Origin of the sequence: Gluconobacter oxydans (genome assembly GCF_006539685.1) — a bacterium.
Classification (GTDB): domain Bacteria; phylum Pseudomonadota; class Alphaproteobacteria; order Acetobacterales; family Acetobacteraceae; genus Gluconobacter; species Gluconobacter oxydans.
Genome location: NZ_BJNM01000006.1, coordinates 21,951 through 36,375 on the forward strand (window position 1 = coordinate 21,951; position 14,425 = coordinate 36,375).

Below are 14,425 nucleotides of genomic sequence, written 5' to 3' on the forward strand. Positions count from 1 at the left end.
TCTCAATCAAGGATGTAATCTGGAAGGACATACTTCCGACATCAATCAGGGTCTTCGTCGTGAAAAAAGAAAAATCTGCAATAGTGCTTTTCGTTAAAGACGAAGCCCATGACATCATGGCATGGCTATCATGGCATATTTCCATCGGGTTCGATAAAATATTTGTATATGACGACCACTCGACCGACGGGACCTATGAAATAGCCAAATCCTGTGAAGGCATTTACAACGTGGAGGTTTGCAGGACTTCCATGCTTGAAGGCAATTTTTACTACAGACAACGCGACAGCTATTTTGACGCCATCAAGAAGTCCATCGATCACTATGAGTGGATCGCCATGCTGGATGGTGACGAATATGTCAGCATCGACGGCACCCAGGACATAAACGGATTTCTGGACAAATTCAGTAAAGACGACACGGGGATTGCCCTAAGCTGGTGCATATACGGAAGTTCCAGCAGGGTCCTGAAAGACAAGGTCCCGACCTATCAGGTCTTCAACCACAGATCGACGCCCGAGCTTAATGACAATACGCTCGTAAAAAGCTTCGTAAGACCGGAAGCTGTCAGCTTCGTGTATGAAAACCCCCACAAGTTCAACCTGTCCTACGGGAATTACGCGGACGCTGCCGGCCAGCCCGTAGAATGGCGTCCCGGAGCCACGAAAAACATCCTGTGGGAAGGCGCCAGAATCAATCATTATATCTGCCGCTCCATGGAGCATTTCATCGACCGCATCAAAAGACGTCTGGGATCCGATCTGTCGAACAGTACGGTCTACTGGTCTCATTTTGATCGTAATGATGTCTATGATCCCCAGGATCAGGCGCGCATCAATGCGGCAAATACCGTTTACAACACTATCAAGAAATCAGTTTTCCAGTATTCGATGAAGAATTTCCTCGAGAAAGGAAACGCTCTGGAAAACACGGAAAACAGCCTGACTCCTCACAGAAAAGTGGATGTCTTCCATCTCAAAAGCATTCATGGCGAATACCTTTCCCTGAACAACATTGATGGACATCTCTTTCAGGGAGAGGGATTTGAGCGCATTCTGGCGGCCATCCCCTACGACAGCAACAAAATCTGGCTTTTCCGGAATCCTTTTGTGTATTCCTCAAATGTTCGGTTCCACATCAGCCACTCGGCCCAAAGCAATTACTGCTATGAATTTGAATTCGCTTCCAATGAATCGGATAATTCCATCTTCATAAAATCTCCGAAAACCCAAAAATACCTGACCTGCATTCCCGTAAACCATGGTGGAAACGTGGAATTCTCCCGGGAAGAGGCTTCAGACTGGGAAAAATTTTACTTCGGAGAAAAGGTCTCTGAGCTGACATTCGTTGGAGACAACGAAGGACCAGCTTCGGACCTGATATATTACATGCTCAATTCTGCAGGATCTTTTCCGTATGAAGAATTCCTGCTGAAATCAGCCACACTCGAAAGTAACGACAGGATGAATCTGAAATCGCTTCTTGGGCCCCAGATCATGTCCATTATCTGACAGCCCCTTTGGGAGCAGTCACAAGCACGTTGCACCGGGCGCTCCGACAGTTCCCCTGTCGGAGCGCTCACGATCCCTCAGACGAGCTGCTTCAGTCCCGGACTGGCCTTGAACCTGACGGTCCGCCCCGCTGACACCTCAACAGGCTCGCCGGTCCGCGGATTGACGGCCTGCCTTGCCTTGGTTTCACAGACCGTGAACGTCCCGAAAGACGGCAGCGTAAAGCCCCCTTCTTCGCGCAGCTCCTCAATAATGGCGTCAATCATGTCATTGACCGCCCGCTGGGCAACAACCCCTGTGCAGTTCATGGAATCCTGCAGAACTGCGGCAAGAAAAGCTTTGCTCATGAATAAAACTCCGGATTTACTCAGTGCAGATCGCATCTTGCCGGTACAGAAATGCCGCTAATGCGAACTGAAGGGCGGATTGTCTATCGCCTCAGAATGCCATAGTGTTTCCTATAGAACCGCCCTAGAAACAACCATATATCATGAATTTAACGTTTCTTTCTTCAACAGGACGGTCCGTGTCAGCCCCTGTCTGCCTGTTCGCATATTACAGTACAGAAGCGGGGCTCCCCCCTCACACACGCCATCTGCTCAGCCAGATCGCGTCCTGCGGCTTCACGATCCACATCGCCGCCTCCGGCCTGTCGGAAACACAAGCCCAATCGCTGCACGATGACCTCGCAAGCGGCACACCTCCGGTCTCGGCAACCGTCCACGCCCGCCCCAATACCGGGCTGGACTTCGGGGCCTGGCAATTCCTGCTCTCCCGTGGCTGCGACAGGGACGCAGACGAAATCCTGTTCGCCAATGACAGCGTCTTCGGCCCGCTCCTTCCGCTCACTCCCATCGTGGAGCGCATGCGGGCACAGAACCTTCAGATCTGGGGCATGGTCCGCTCGGAAGCCGTGGTGCCCCATCTGCAATCCTGGTTCCTGTGCATGACCCGCGAGGCCCTGGATCATCCAGCAATCCAGCGGATCTTCAACCAGCCCTTCAGCGACATGAGCAAGGACGAGATCGTCCTGCACGGAGAGCTTGGCCTCGGCCTCGCCATCAAGGCGGCCGGCCTGTCTTGCGGAGCCGCCTGGAGCAATCCCCGAGGCCTCGCCCGTCTTCTGGCACTCAACCCCATGCACACGGACTGGCGCGCCGTTCTGCGATCCGGCCACGCCCCCTTCATCAAGACCGAACTCCTGCGCGACAACCCGAGCGGAATCGCGTCCACCCATCTGTGGCGGCAGGAAATCCCCGATCCCGCCTTCTTCAACCCCGACTGGATCGCCCGTTACCTTGCGGCAACACCGCCCCGCAACCGTTCCAAACGCGCTGGCTTCCGGGCCAGACTGATCCAGGCCCTGGCCAGCGAAGACCGGCGACACGCCCTTATAGCCCTGCTCCTCGGCCGCTAGACTGCCCTGCGGCCTGCTTCAGGAAGCCGTAAAGTTCTTCCGCCTGCATGTCGTATGTCGCAAGCCGTTCCTTGCACGGATTGACGTACCCCTCAAAGCGTTCCGGCGCATCCAGAAGCGCGGAGACAGCCTGGACAAGTGTCTGTGGTTTACCGTCCAGCGGCAGCCACGTCCCGTTTACTCCGTCCACCACGTCTTCTGATTGCCCCCCCGGAGACGTCGTGACGACCCAGACATCCCGCGCCAGCGCTTCCCGCACCGTCAAGCCGTAGCTTTCCTTCCATTGCGACGGAAACAGCAGAACATCGATCTGGTCATAAAAGTCATCGAGCCCAGCCTGTGTATAGGCCGGCACAACCCGGAGCTTCCCACGCACTGTCCAGTCTTCCGGAAAGATCGACTGAAACCCGAGGTTGAGCTTGTTATCGACAATGACAAGCTCCCAGTCACTCCGAGACAAGGACTGCATGGCCTCTTTCAGCAGGCCATATCCCTTGACGGCTTCCGTCCCGCCAACAAATCCAAATCGCAGCGGTGTTCCGGGCATCCGTGGCTTGCGCGCACGCTTCGGCCAGCAAAAACCGTTGCGATTGACCACGATCCGTTCAGGCGCAATCCCGTTCGCAAGATAGAGTTCACGATGCGCCTGCGACGGACTGATCAGAAGGGCCGCACCCGCCAGCGCCTGCCGCATCACGACAGCCCGATCCGCAAGATGCCGCACACCGGGCACGCAGGCCTGACAGACCGCAGGATCAATGGTCGTCTGGAAACAGTACCGTCCATCCCCCTTGACCATGAACTGCCGCTCGCAAAGCCACCAGGCATCGTGCAGCGTGAGGACGTAAGGAATTCCCCTCTCCTGACAGATCCGCAGGATCCCCGTTCCCAGTCCCTGCGCGGCATGAACATGCACGACATCCGGCTGACAGGCTTCAAGTACATCCGCAAACCGGGAAGCCATTGCCGGATTATCCAGATGCCCCACCCCGTCCAAACCGTCAGGCAACACGGAGGCAAAGACCATCATGCCGTCCACGTCGTAGCGAACGTCCCCATCAGGGATATTCACGTCAGGCGGTCTGGACGTCATGACACTGACCTCAGCCCCTTTCCGGACCAGGCGACGCCCCATCTCCTCAGCCACAATCGTGGCACCGCCAAAAGAGCGTGGCGCAAAATAGACATTCGCCATCAGGACCCTGAGGCCTTCTGCTTCCCGACGGGGCGGAAGACCAAACAACGCCCGGGCCTGTGTCTGCGCCATCGCCTCAGGGGCATACCGCGCCATTACGTCCTCATAAGCCGCTTCCGCCAGACGTTTCCGGTAATCCCCATCCCGCGCCAGGGCCAGAAAGCCGTTTCGCCATGCTGCAGCATCTGCGGCAAGGAGGCCGTTCTTCCCGTCGCGCATAACTGTCAGAAACGCGGCACAGGGAGAACAGATGGCCGCGACCCGGACAATGGCCGCCTCAAGAAACTTGATGTTGCTTTTACAGTCGTTGAACAGCGTCTTTTCCAGCGGAGCGATCGCGATATCCGTCTGGGACAGGGCCTTCAGATATTCCGGATAGGTCAGCTCCGTGAGACGCTCGACCCGGTCCCCGAACCGGCTGAATGCCGAAGACAGCTGCAACTGCCCGATAACCCTCAGGCAAAGCCGGGGCTCCTCATCCATCGCTGCCAGCAGCCCCGCCTCGGCCTGCCTGAAATCGGCATCATGAGTATTGGTGCCCGACCCATACGACACCCAGATCCGGTCTGATGGCACAGGAGCAGGAAGAGCCTTTGCAATTCCAAGCGTCTGTGCATCCAGGGCATTTTCCAGAACAGCGACATCCGTCAGCCCCGCCTCTCGCATGGCGCCCGCAAGAGCCGCCGTCGAGGCAATGCCCTGACCACAGGCCAACATACACCGGCGAAACAACGCCACTCCGGAGAGCAGAAGGTCACGTTCAGCCACAGGAAGCGTGTCGATATTCCCGTTCTGCCGATACTCCCCTTCATCGAAGATGAGATCATCCACTTCCCAGCACGGAGCCAGCCCCAGTCGATGCGCTTCCTGCACCAGCTTCATGACATCCTCGAAGCCCGGAACCCGATAGAAAATGACATGCGTGCAAAGCTGAAGGGCAGACCGGGCTTCAGCAAGATCCCGCCAGTCCACGACCTGAACTGACCAGCCCAGCATCTTCAGGAAATCCCGCTTCTGCCAGACACGATACTTGGCACACTGCCTCAGGCTAAGTTCCGCAATGATGAGAACCTGAGGCTTCAGTCTCGCGGTTCCACACTCGGGCGTAGCTTTGTAAGGATGAAGCACTCCAGTATCAGCGGTGGATGGCGTCGAAACCATCTGCCGGTCACCATGCATCCGCTTCAGGCGGCGGACACGGTGGATAACGGTTTTCCTGATCCCCGACAGCCCTTCCCGTCCCCACAGACGCAGAAACCGCTCCGGAAGTTCGCTCACGGGGCGGCCGGACAGTAGCCTGCCAAACGTCAGAGCCCGCACAGCCCGCAGGGGAAGCGTCACACGCCAGGACAGGGACGCCTGAATCAGGAACAGCTGCCGCCGAAGCTTCTGATTTTCCTTCTGCAGCTGTTCGGCTCTCAAACCATTCAGGCGGGCCGCACTGCGATAGCTTTCAGTCAGGGTTTCGCGCGGGTCGTCCCGCATTCTGTCAGGCTTTCACAAGAGGAGGTAAAAAGGTCTTCAGAAACACGAAAGGCCGGACCCTTCCGGATCCGGCCTTCCTGAACAATGCCAGTCTGTCAGAGGACAGATACCGTCATTAGCTCAGGGTGAAGTTAGAAGCGTTCAGGTCGGTGATACCAACGAACGTGATCTTGGAGTTGTCGGACAGTTCGATCGTGGTGTTACCACCAGCAACCGTAGCGTTCGACAGAACACTTGCCAGACCGTCGTTGTTCTGAAGGCCGTACTGGTACAGAGCCATCAGGTTACCGGCTGCGCTGCCGAAGTCGGTGATCGTGTAGTCACCGCCAGCAGAACCCTTGTTCAGAGCGAACAGGTTTGCCGCGCCCGAACCACCCGTAAGGGTAGCCGCGCCCGAACCGCCAACCAGCGTATCAGCAGCGGAACCACCGATGATGGTCTCGTCGCCCGTGCCTGCGAAAGCATGCAGCGTGCCGTTGGAAGAAGCAGCCGAAACGGTCTCGCTGCCATCGCCACCAACGAACAGGTTGGCGGAGCTTGCAGAGCCACCGACCAGCATCAGGTCAAGACCCGAAGCACCGAACAGCGTGGACGTACCGGCGGAAACGGTCGTTGCACCCGTACCGTTCAGGAACGTCAGGGCTCCCGAAGCAGTGATCGAGTTGGCCGTACCACGGATCTGCCAGATATCGGCGGAAGCCGAGATCGTGTCGTTCAGACCACCCGAGACCGTGCTGAGGTTGCCGGTCGAGAAGTAGGTGCTGGAGCTGCCGCCCGTGATGAAGCTGTTGTTGCCACCCGAAACGGTGTTGTGCGACGTCGTGTCGTAAACCGTTGCGTTGGCGCCCAGCGTGACCACGGAGCTGCCGCCGAGCAGCGTGACCGTATCGGTACCGGTCGTGCCGTCGATGGTGTCCTGACCTTCGGAACGGACAACGTTCGTGCCGGTTCCCAGCTTGATGAGGTTGTTGCCTTCACCCGTGCTGATGGTGTCGTTACCATTGGTGCCCGTCACGGTGTCGTTGCCGTCACCCGTGGCGATGGTCCAGTTCCCGGTGGAATTGGCGCCATTGAACGTGTTGTTGCCAACGCCGCCAATGAACGTGCCATCCTGGTTACCGGCCGTCACGGACACACCGGCGAAGTCACCGGCAAGAACGCTGACGCTCTTGGCCGTGCTGCCGGAGAGATCCAGGCTGACAGCAGAGTTCAGGGTGTCTTCGCCCGTCGTGGAGTAGCTGCCAACAGAAATGTACTGCGTAGCAGCGCCCGAGACGGTGTAGTCACCACCCTGGCTGATCAGGCCATGGCCCGTGTTGGAAACAGCAGCGGCATTCCAGCCCGGAATCAGATCGTAAGAATCAAGCCCACCACTCGCGTGGAGGGTGGAAACAGCAGTCTGATACTGCTGCGCCAGCAGCTGGGTCTGCCCACCACTGACCGTGACCGCAAAGGTCTGGCCGGAGGCGCCAACTACTGTAGTAATGTTAGCCATTACCATGCACTCCTAAAAAAGGTTGCCTCGCACCGGCGGCCCTCGGACCACTCAAATGATCGAGCGACGAGTCTTGCATATATCAGAGCCAGATTATCAAAAGCAATCCACTTCGGACACGATACAAGGAATCAAGATCCATCATTTGGAGATTCGAACAGCCATGCCGACAAAGAATTTTCCGTTTTCATTATATGGAAACGGGAAAGAGCGGGGGATCCAGCTCTTCAGTCAAATCCTTTTATATCAAAAAAGTTCCGTTAATGTTAATTTCACAAGAAATAAATATTACCACTACTGCGTCAAGCCAGCCCCGACCCGCCTGCGCCTTTTCTGAAACAATCTATCCTTCACAGACACTTAGATCCCGACAGGCCCACTCGTGAATTTCCCCATCCCCCCTTCACTGCCCCTTCCGGGGGCGGACCATCACCTGGTATGTCTGGCACTCCTGCTGGCATCGGGAAGGTCAGAGGCCGATACTCCTCCCGATCTGCAGGATCACGTTTTCTTGACTGTCTGGCTGACAATGGTCCTGACCGGGGAAAAAGGCCTTTCCGCTGCCCGGATTGAATGTTCACCCCGCGTCCATGCCCAGATTCGTCACGCTCTTCGTGCAACGCTGGAAACACACCTGCCGGACAGGGACATCCGGATCGTCTCCCAGGCATCCCGGAACGATGGGACCGCTCTTCCCCTGCTGTGCCAGATTACGGAAGAGGCACCCCAGAACTCTTCTTCATTACCTGTTCTCCAGTTCGGGCCGGATCACCCCGCAGGCTCCGTTACCCTGACCCCGGAAAGCGCCCTGACGAATGCAGGCGATTCACCCTTTCTGCGTGTCCTGATGTCCGAAACTGCGGAAAGCCTCGGCCTCCGACGCAATATCCGACTGCTTCTCGATGACAGTCGGAAAACCCGCCTTCTGATGTCCCGGACGCAGGCGATACAGCAGGCATCGCTTGAGAAAACGCAGACCATCCAGGAACTCCGGGTCTCTCTGCGGATGCTTTCCGCCAGAAATGCGCCATTGCCGCCCGAGCCCCCGCTGCCCGAACAGACAGAGCCACCCGCTCCGCCGCCGATCATCTCTCTTCCCCCTGAAGACCCGGTTCCTGACCCGCTTCCGACACCTCCGCTCTGGTTCCGGGCGGCCCGACGCCTCAAACGCATGCTCCGCTCCCATCCTTCTCAACCCGCCCTCCCGGTTCAGGAAGAACCCAACACGGATGAGAGCAGCCCGGAGACCATTCCAGTCCCGGCTCCCGAGCCGGAACCAGAACCGACATCCGTTCCCGCACCTTTCTCCGTACGCCGTGTGCTGTTCGTTGCGGGAGAGCCCGACACGCCTGGCGTTCTGTACCGCTGCTACCGCAATGCCGCGGCGGTCCGGGATGCCGGCTTTGAAGCCAGGGTCCAGCCCTGTGCTGCGGTCGGATATGACGATATCCACTGGGCGGATGTCATGGTGTTCTGGCGGGTCGAATACAGTGGCCATGTCAGTACAATCTTCGATCTGGCCGAAGCGGAAAACGTCATTACCGTCTTCGATGCGGACGATATTGTCTTCGTTCCCCATTATGCCCGCGTGGACATGATTGACGGCATCCGTTCGATTGGCGCCACGGAAGAGCGGATCGAGCGCAGCTTCTCGGAAATGCGCCGCACCTTCCTGCGCTGCGATCAGGGATCGACGACCACGGCCGAGCTGGTCTTTGCCATGCACAGCCTGCGCCCCGTCGTTCACCTGCTTCCGAACATCTATGACATGTCCACCCTAAAACGGGCGCGCCTGGAGCTGCGCATGCGTGGAGAGCCAGGCCGCGTCAGCGCCGGCGACGATCTGGTTCGCATCGGTTACGCCACAGGCTCCCGGACCCATCAGCGGGACTTCGCCCCCGTCTGCCCTACCATCGCGGAAGTCCTGCGCCAGCGTCCTGAAGCGCGCCTTGTCCTGTTCCGCGAACCCGTCACGCATCGCCCGGTCCTGCTGATGGAAGAATTTCCCAGCCTGATCCCAGTGCAGGACCAGATCGAGTGGCGCGACATGGTCCCCCTTGAGGAGCTGCAGGACGAGTTCGCGCGGTTCGACATCTCCATCGCACCTCTGGAGACGGGAAACGTCTTCTGTGAAGCCAAAAGCGAGATCAAGTTCTTCGAAGCTGCATTGTCGGGCGCGGCAACGATCGCTTCCCCTACCGGGCCGTTCCAGCGCGTTATCCGCCATGGCGAAACCGGCTTTCTGGCCGACAGCCCGACAGACTGGTACGACGCCCTGATCGAACTGATCGATAATCCGGAACGACGCGTTCGCATGGCACGGGACGCCTATCATTCCGTCCTGTGGCCCTTCGGCCCACAGGCGCAGGCCCGGCGCATGAAGCTCGTCCTGACGTCCATGTGCGGTGACGAAGCTGCAGCCCTTGCCGGGGAAACGCGCCTTGCCAGAGACCGTCTCACTCCGCCCCCCGTGCCCGTCATCCCGCCCAGCCGCACCCTTTTCCATCACGATGCGCTGGGAGAAGCTCCCGTTACTGTCGTCATCACGTCCTATAACTACGAAACACATCTTCTGGACGCGCTGGAATCCGTGGCGGCGCAGACCCTTCCCGTCCTGGATCTGATCGTCGTGGATGACGGGTCATCGGATGGCTCGGTCGCTCTGGCCCGCACCTGGATGGAGCGGCACTGCGACCGCTTCAACCGCCTGATTCTGCGCCAGTCCATCGCCAATGCGGGTCTGGGAGGCGCGCGCAACATCGGAATGGACGCGGCCGAGACCGTGCATGTCATGCAACTGGATGCCGACAACATCCTGCGCCCCGAAGCCTGCGAAACGCTTCTGGGCTCCATGAGTGACAGCACAGCCTACGCCTATCCGCTCATCGCCTGCTTCAACGAGCACGGCCCTGTGCTGATGGATATGAGGGCGGACACCCATCACCAGCCAGGTACGCCAGAGCTTCTGGGAGACCTGCCGTTCAATCCGCTTTCCCTCGTCTCCGGAAACAGGATCGACGCCATGGCCATGGTCACCAAATGGGCCTGGGCTGCGGTGGGGGGGTACTATGTTTCACGTGAAGCAATGGGCTGGGAGGACTTCGATCTGTGGTGCTCACTGGCGGAACGCGGCCTTCCCGGCCATCACGTCCCGCAGATCCTGGCCGACTACCGCCAGCATGAGACATCCATGACGAACGCCTCGACCGAAAAGGAGGCCCACAAGGCCCGCGTCGTGGCATTCGTTCAGGCGCGGCACCCCTGGATCCGCCTTAGCGCCGAATGGGCCAAACCCCGGGAAAGCTGAACACCTTTTCCCAGACCGGCCAAGAAAAAACCCGCTCCCGGACAGATCCGGAAGCGGGTTTTTTCATGATCTGAAAGATCGAACCGGGCTTCACGAAGAAGCCCGATACGCATCAATCAGAACGGCGCGTCGATATCAACAACGTCGATCAGCTTGTGATTGACGAATTCCTTGATACCCAGACCGATCAGCTCACGGCCATAACCCGAACGGGCCACGCCACCGAACGGCAGATCAGCCTTCACCATCGTCGGATGGTTGATATAGACCATGCCCGTATAGATCTGCTCGGCAACCTTCACGCCACGCTGGGTGTCCTTCGTGAAGACCGAACCACCCAGACCGAACGGCGAGTCATTGGCGATACGGATGGCATCCGCATCGTCCTTGGCACGATAAAGCTGCGTCACCGGACCAAAGAACTCCCACAGACGGGCTTCATTGTTCTCGTGCAGGTTGGTCATCAGCAGCGGCTGGAAGAAGGCACCCTTCTCCGGTACGGACGGACCAATGGCCTCGACGACGGCACCGTGCTTCTTGGCTTCCTCGACCTGAGCCTTCAGATCATCAGCAGCCTTCTGCGAGGACAGCGGAGCCAGCGTGGTCTTCGGGTCCATCGGATCACCCGGGATCAGCTTGGCGACTTCGGCCTTGTACAGCTCGACGAAGCGATCATACACGGCATCCGCCACGATCAGACGCTTTGCGGACACGCAGACCTGACCGGCATTCCAGTGACGGCCGAAAGCAGCCCACTTCGCGGTCTTTTCCAGATCCGCATCGTCCAGAACGAGGAACGCATCGGAACCCCCGAGCTCCATCGTGGACTTCTTCAGCGCCTGTGCCGCAATCCCGGCCACAACAGCGCCAGCACCTTCCGAACCCGTCAGGGCCACGCCACAGACGCGCGGGTCCTTGAGGATCGTCTCGGTGTGATGACGGGCAGCATACAGGTTGCGGAATCCACCCTTCGGCAGACCGGCTTCCTTCATCAGGTCATCGAACGCAGCAGCACACTGCGGCACGTTGGAGGCGTGCTTGAGAATGACCGTGTTACCGGCGGAGAGCTGCGGCGCGATGATGCGGGCGATCTGGTAGAACGGGAAGTTCCACGGCTCGATCGCGAACACAATGCCCTGCGGCTGGTGGATCAGGACGGCCTCGCCTTCCTTCGGATCCGCAACCGGCAGCTTCTCGGCTTTCAGCAGTTCTTCGGCGTTCTTGGCATAATATTCGAAGATCTCGGCGGACAGGATCGTCTCTGCCTTGGCTTCGGCATAGATCTTGCCCATCTCGAGCGTCAGAAGCTTGGAATACTTGTCGATATCACGGCGAAGAATGTTCGCCGCTGCCGTCATGATCTTTGCGCGCTCGGCGAACGGCGTATGACGCCAGCTCTTGAACGCATCATAGGCTTCGGTCAGCGCGGTCTGGACTTCCTGGTCGGTTGCTTCCGGGAAGGTCTTGAGCGTCTCACCGGTATAAGGGTTGATCGTAGCGTAAGCCATGACGAGTCATGTTCCTATGTGGTGACGGGTTTCCAACATATTGGCACGGATGCGGGCAGACAAAACCCCCCACACTCCTGCACACCAAAACTTCACGGATGTGTGTTCGTTTCAGGCACATTATCACAAAGTTCCGCAAGCCATGCCGTTGCCGTGCCATCAGACGGCGCCCGCCAGTCTCCGCGCGGCGAAAGAGAGCCACCGGAAACCAGCTTCGGACCATTGGGCATGGCCGAGCGTTTGAACTGGCTCGTCCCGAAAAACCGCCGTAGAAACACTTCCAGCCAGTGCCGGATCTCGCCCAGGTTGTAGGCAATCTTCCGGTCCTGTGGATAATGCTCGGGCCATGTTCCGCGGGACGCATCGCTCCAGGCCACCTCCGCCAGGAACGCGATCCGCGACGGTCTGAAGCCGTGACGCAGAATATGATAAAGTGTAAAATCCTGAAGCGGGTAGGGTCCGATCGTCTGTTCCGTGCTCTGAACGCCCTGTCCGGTATCGGGCACCAGCTCCGGCGTGATCTCCGCATTGACGATCCGCTCCAGAACCGCACCCACCACACCGTCACCCAGTTTTCCATCCCGGGCCAGCCAGCGGATGACGTGCTGGATCAGCGTCTTCGGCATCCCGGCATTGACGTTGTAATGGGACATCTGGTCCCCCACACCATAGGTGCACCAGCCCAGCGCCAGTTCCGACAGATCTCCCGTCCCGATCACGATTCCATTGCGGTAATTGGCGATCCTGAACAGGAAATCCGTCCGCAGACCCGCCTGCACGTTCTCGAACGTAATGTCATGAACGGACTGCCCCTCGGCGAAAGGATGGCCAATCCCTGCCAGCATCGTCTGCGCCGTGGGCCGGATATCCAGCTCGTTCACCTCAACGCCCAGCGCCTCCATGAGCGCATGGGCCAGCGAGCGGCTCTCCGTTCCTGTCGCAAAACCGGGCATCGTGTAGGCAAGGACATGCGTTCGCGGCCAGCCAAGCTCATCCGCCGCCCGCACTGCCACAAGCAGCGCCAGCGTGCTGTCCAGACCGCCTGAAACCCCGATCACGGCTCGCTGCGCCCCGCTCGCCTGCAATCGCCGGCGCAGGGCGCTGACCTGAATGGTCCAGCCTTCGTAGCAGTCCCGCGCCAGCGTCCGCGCATCGGACGGCACGAACGGAAACCGCACGACCTCCCGCTTCAGCCCCAGATCCGTCGTTGGCGGCGCAAGCGTGAACCCGACCGTCCGGAACTCTTGACCCGCCTGCCCGAACTGGCCCGTCCGCATCCGCTCCTGTCGCAGCAGATCCAGATCCACATCCGCCACAACCAGCCGCTCGCCCTGCGGAAAACGGTCCGACTGCGCCAGAAGCCGCCCGGCCTCATGGACCGACACCTGCCCGTCCCAGGCCAGATCGGTCGTGGATTCCCCTTCACCCGCCGCCGCATAGGCATAGGCTGTCAGCGTCCGCATGGACTGCGCCTGGCACAGAAGCGACCGGTCATCCGTCCGCCCGATCGTGACCGGAGACGCCGACGGATTGAGAATGACGGTCGCCCCCGCTTCCGCCAGCTTCCCGCTCGGCGGAGACGCGACCCACAGATCTTCACAGATCTCCACGCCCAGCGTCAGCCCGCCCATATCCTCGGCCTGGAACAGCAGATCCGCCCCGAACGGCACGTCTTCGCCAAACAGGCGGATCGTCCCGGACGTCTGAAGCCCAGACGTAAAATGCCGTGGCTCGTAGAATTCCCGGTAACGCGGCAGATGCGATTTCGGCACCACACCCAGCACCCGCCCGCGATGCACCACCGCCGCACAGTTATAGAGCAGGCCCCCCCGCACCAGCGGCAGCCCCACCACTGCGACGGACAGCAGATCCCGAGACCCCGCGACCACCTGCCGGAGCGCCTCGACCGCCCCCTCGAGCACCACGTCCTGAAACCGCAGATCATCCAGCGTGTAGCCCGTCAGCCCCAGCTCCGGAAACACCACCGCCGCCACACCCTGCCGGTCACAGTCGTGCAGAACCCCCAGAACCCGCTCGCCATTCTTCAGCGGATCGGCAAGCGTCACCGGCAGCGTGCAGGCGGCAATCCGGGCGAACCCCTGATGATACAGGGAGCGGAACAGGGTCATGATGGTCCTCCGGCAGGCAGGATGTCCAAACACAGGCATCCGACCCATGGAAATATCGAAAAGGGGCTTCCCAGACTCAGCCCCCGAATAAAACGGACGTTGCGAAAATGAACCTGTTCACTCCGCCGCCGTTCAGCCTTCTCACACCCCGCCTCTCCCTCAGAGGGCGCTACTGACAAAGGAGACAGTCCCATGGACCTGCTACGCTGGACCATTGCCTTCCTTATCCTCGCCTTATGTGCTGCGGTGCTGGGCTTTGGCGGAATTTCGGCAGATTTTGCCTATATCGGCAAGATCCTTTTCTTCATCTTCCTGGTGCTGCTGATCATCAGCCTCGTCTTCGGGCGCGGCCGCGGCACGCGCCTCTGATCCCGCCCC

The 14,425-nt window shown here is 59.2% G+C and carries 9 protein-coding genes; 4 read left to right on the forward strand and 5 right to left on the reverse strand.

Going from position 1 to position 14,425, the window contains the following annotated elements:
• The first annotated feature begins 59 nt into the window (after positions 1-59).
• Positions 60-1,511, forward strand: coding sequence for a glycosyltransferase family 2 protein (locus tag GOX01_RS03995; protein WP_131973799.1), 1,452 nt, complete (start codon positions 60-62; stop codon positions 1,509-1,511).
• Positions 1,512-1,588: 77 nt separating this feature from the next.
• On the opposite strand, the gene GOX01_RS04000 is transcribed toward GOX01_RS03995, so the two are convergent.
• Positions 1,589-1,858 carry an HU family DNA-binding protein gene (locus tag GOX01_RS04000; protein WP_011252687.1) on the reverse strand — a complete coding sequence of 90 codons (270 nt, stop codon included), beginning with the start codon at positions 1,856-1,858 and terminating at the stop codon, positions 1,589-1,591.
• 179 nt (positions 1,859-2,037) lie between these two features.
• Here GOX01_RS04000 and GOX01_RS04005 point away from each other — a divergent pair, with 179 nt between their 5' ends.
• A complete protein-coding gene (locus GOX01_RS04005) occupies positions 2,038-2,928 on the forward strand; it encodes a rhamnan synthesis F family protein (RefSeq protein WP_011252686.1) in 891 nt (296 codons plus the stop codon).
• Here GOX01_RS04005 and GOX01_RS04010 read toward each other — a convergent pair.
• Both GOX01_RS04010 and GOX01_RS04015 read right to left on the reverse strand, forming a co-directional pair.
• Positions 2,903-5,608: a glycosyltransferase gene (locus GOX01_RS04010; RefSeq protein ID WP_062269309.1), complete on the reverse strand. Its 2,706-nt coding sequence runs from the start codon at positions 5,606-5,608 to the stop codon at positions 2,903-2,905. The genes GOX01_RS04005 and GOX01_RS04010 overlap by 26 nt on opposite strands.
• Before the next feature lie 115 nt (positions 5,609-5,723).
• A complete protein-coding gene (locus tag GOX01_RS04015) occupies positions 5,724-7,103 on the reverse strand; it encodes a beta strand repeat-containing protein (protein ID WP_011252684.1) in 1,380 nt (459 codons plus the stop codon).
• Between the two features lie 511 nt (positions 7,104-7,614).
• On the opposite strand from GOX01_RS04015, the gene GOX01_RS04020 reads away from it, so the two are divergent.
• Positions 7,615-10,410, forward strand: coding sequence for a glycosyltransferase (locus tag GOX01_RS04020; protein ID WP_228119173.1), 2,796 nt, complete (start codon positions 7,615-7,617; stop codon positions 10,408-10,410).
• A gap of 116 nt (positions 10,411-10,526) precedes the next feature.
• Here the strand turns inward: GOX01_RS04020 and GOX01_RS04025 are convergent, their stop codons facing one another.
• Both GOX01_RS04025 and GOX01_RS04030 read right to left on the reverse strand, forming a co-directional pair.
• Positions 10,527-11,918 carry an NAD-dependent succinate-semialdehyde dehydrogenase gene (locus tag GOX01_RS04025; RefSeq protein WP_011252682.1) on the reverse strand — a complete coding sequence of 464 codons (1,392 nt, stop codon included), beginning with the start codon at positions 11,916-11,918 and terminating at the stop codon, positions 10,527-10,529.
• 92 nt (positions 11,919-12,010) lie between these two features.
• Positions 12,011-14,047: an NAD(+) synthase gene (locus GOX01_RS04030; protein ID WP_062269305.1), complete on the reverse strand. Its 2,037-nt coding sequence runs from the start codon at positions 14,045-14,047 to the stop codon at positions 12,011-12,013.
• A gap of 192 nt (positions 14,048-14,239) precedes the next feature.
• On the opposite strand from GOX01_RS04030, the gene GOX01_RS04035 reads away from it, so the two are divergent.
• On the forward strand, positions 14,240-14,416 hold the full coding sequence (locus GOX01_RS04035; RefSeq protein WP_024717175.1) for a DUF1328 domain-containing protein: 177 nt from the start codon (positions 14,240-14,242) through the stop codon (positions 14,414-14,416).
• Positions 14,417-14,425: the final 9 nt, after the last annotated feature.

Excerpts from the sequence above, each read along its gene's own strand:
- GOX01_RS04000 (WP_011252687.1), bottom strand. The coding sequence starts at position 1,858 with ATGAGCAAAGCTTTTCTTGCCGCAGTTCTGCAGGATTCCATGAACTGC.
- GOX01_RS04010 (WP_062269309.1), bottom strand. The coding sequence starts at position 5,608 with ATGCGGGACGACCCGCGCGAAACCCTGACTGAAAGCTATCGCAGTGCG.
- GOX01_RS04015 (WP_011252684.1), bottom strand. The coding sequence starts at position 7,103 with ATGGCTAACATTACTACAGTAGTTGGCGCCTCCGGCCAGACCTTTGCG.
- GOX01_RS04025 (WP_011252682.1), bottom strand. The coding sequence starts at position 11,918 with ATGGCTTACGCTACGATCAACCCTTATACCGGTGAGACGCTCAAGACC.
- GOX01_RS04030 (WP_062269305.1), bottom strand. The coding sequence starts at position 14,047 with ATGACCCTGTTCCGCTCCCTGTATCATCAGGGGTTCGCCCGGATTGCC.
- GOX01_RS04035 (WP_024717175.1), top strand. The coding sequence starts at position 14,240 with ATGGACCTGCTACGCTGGACCATTGCCTTCCTTATCCTCGCCTTATGT.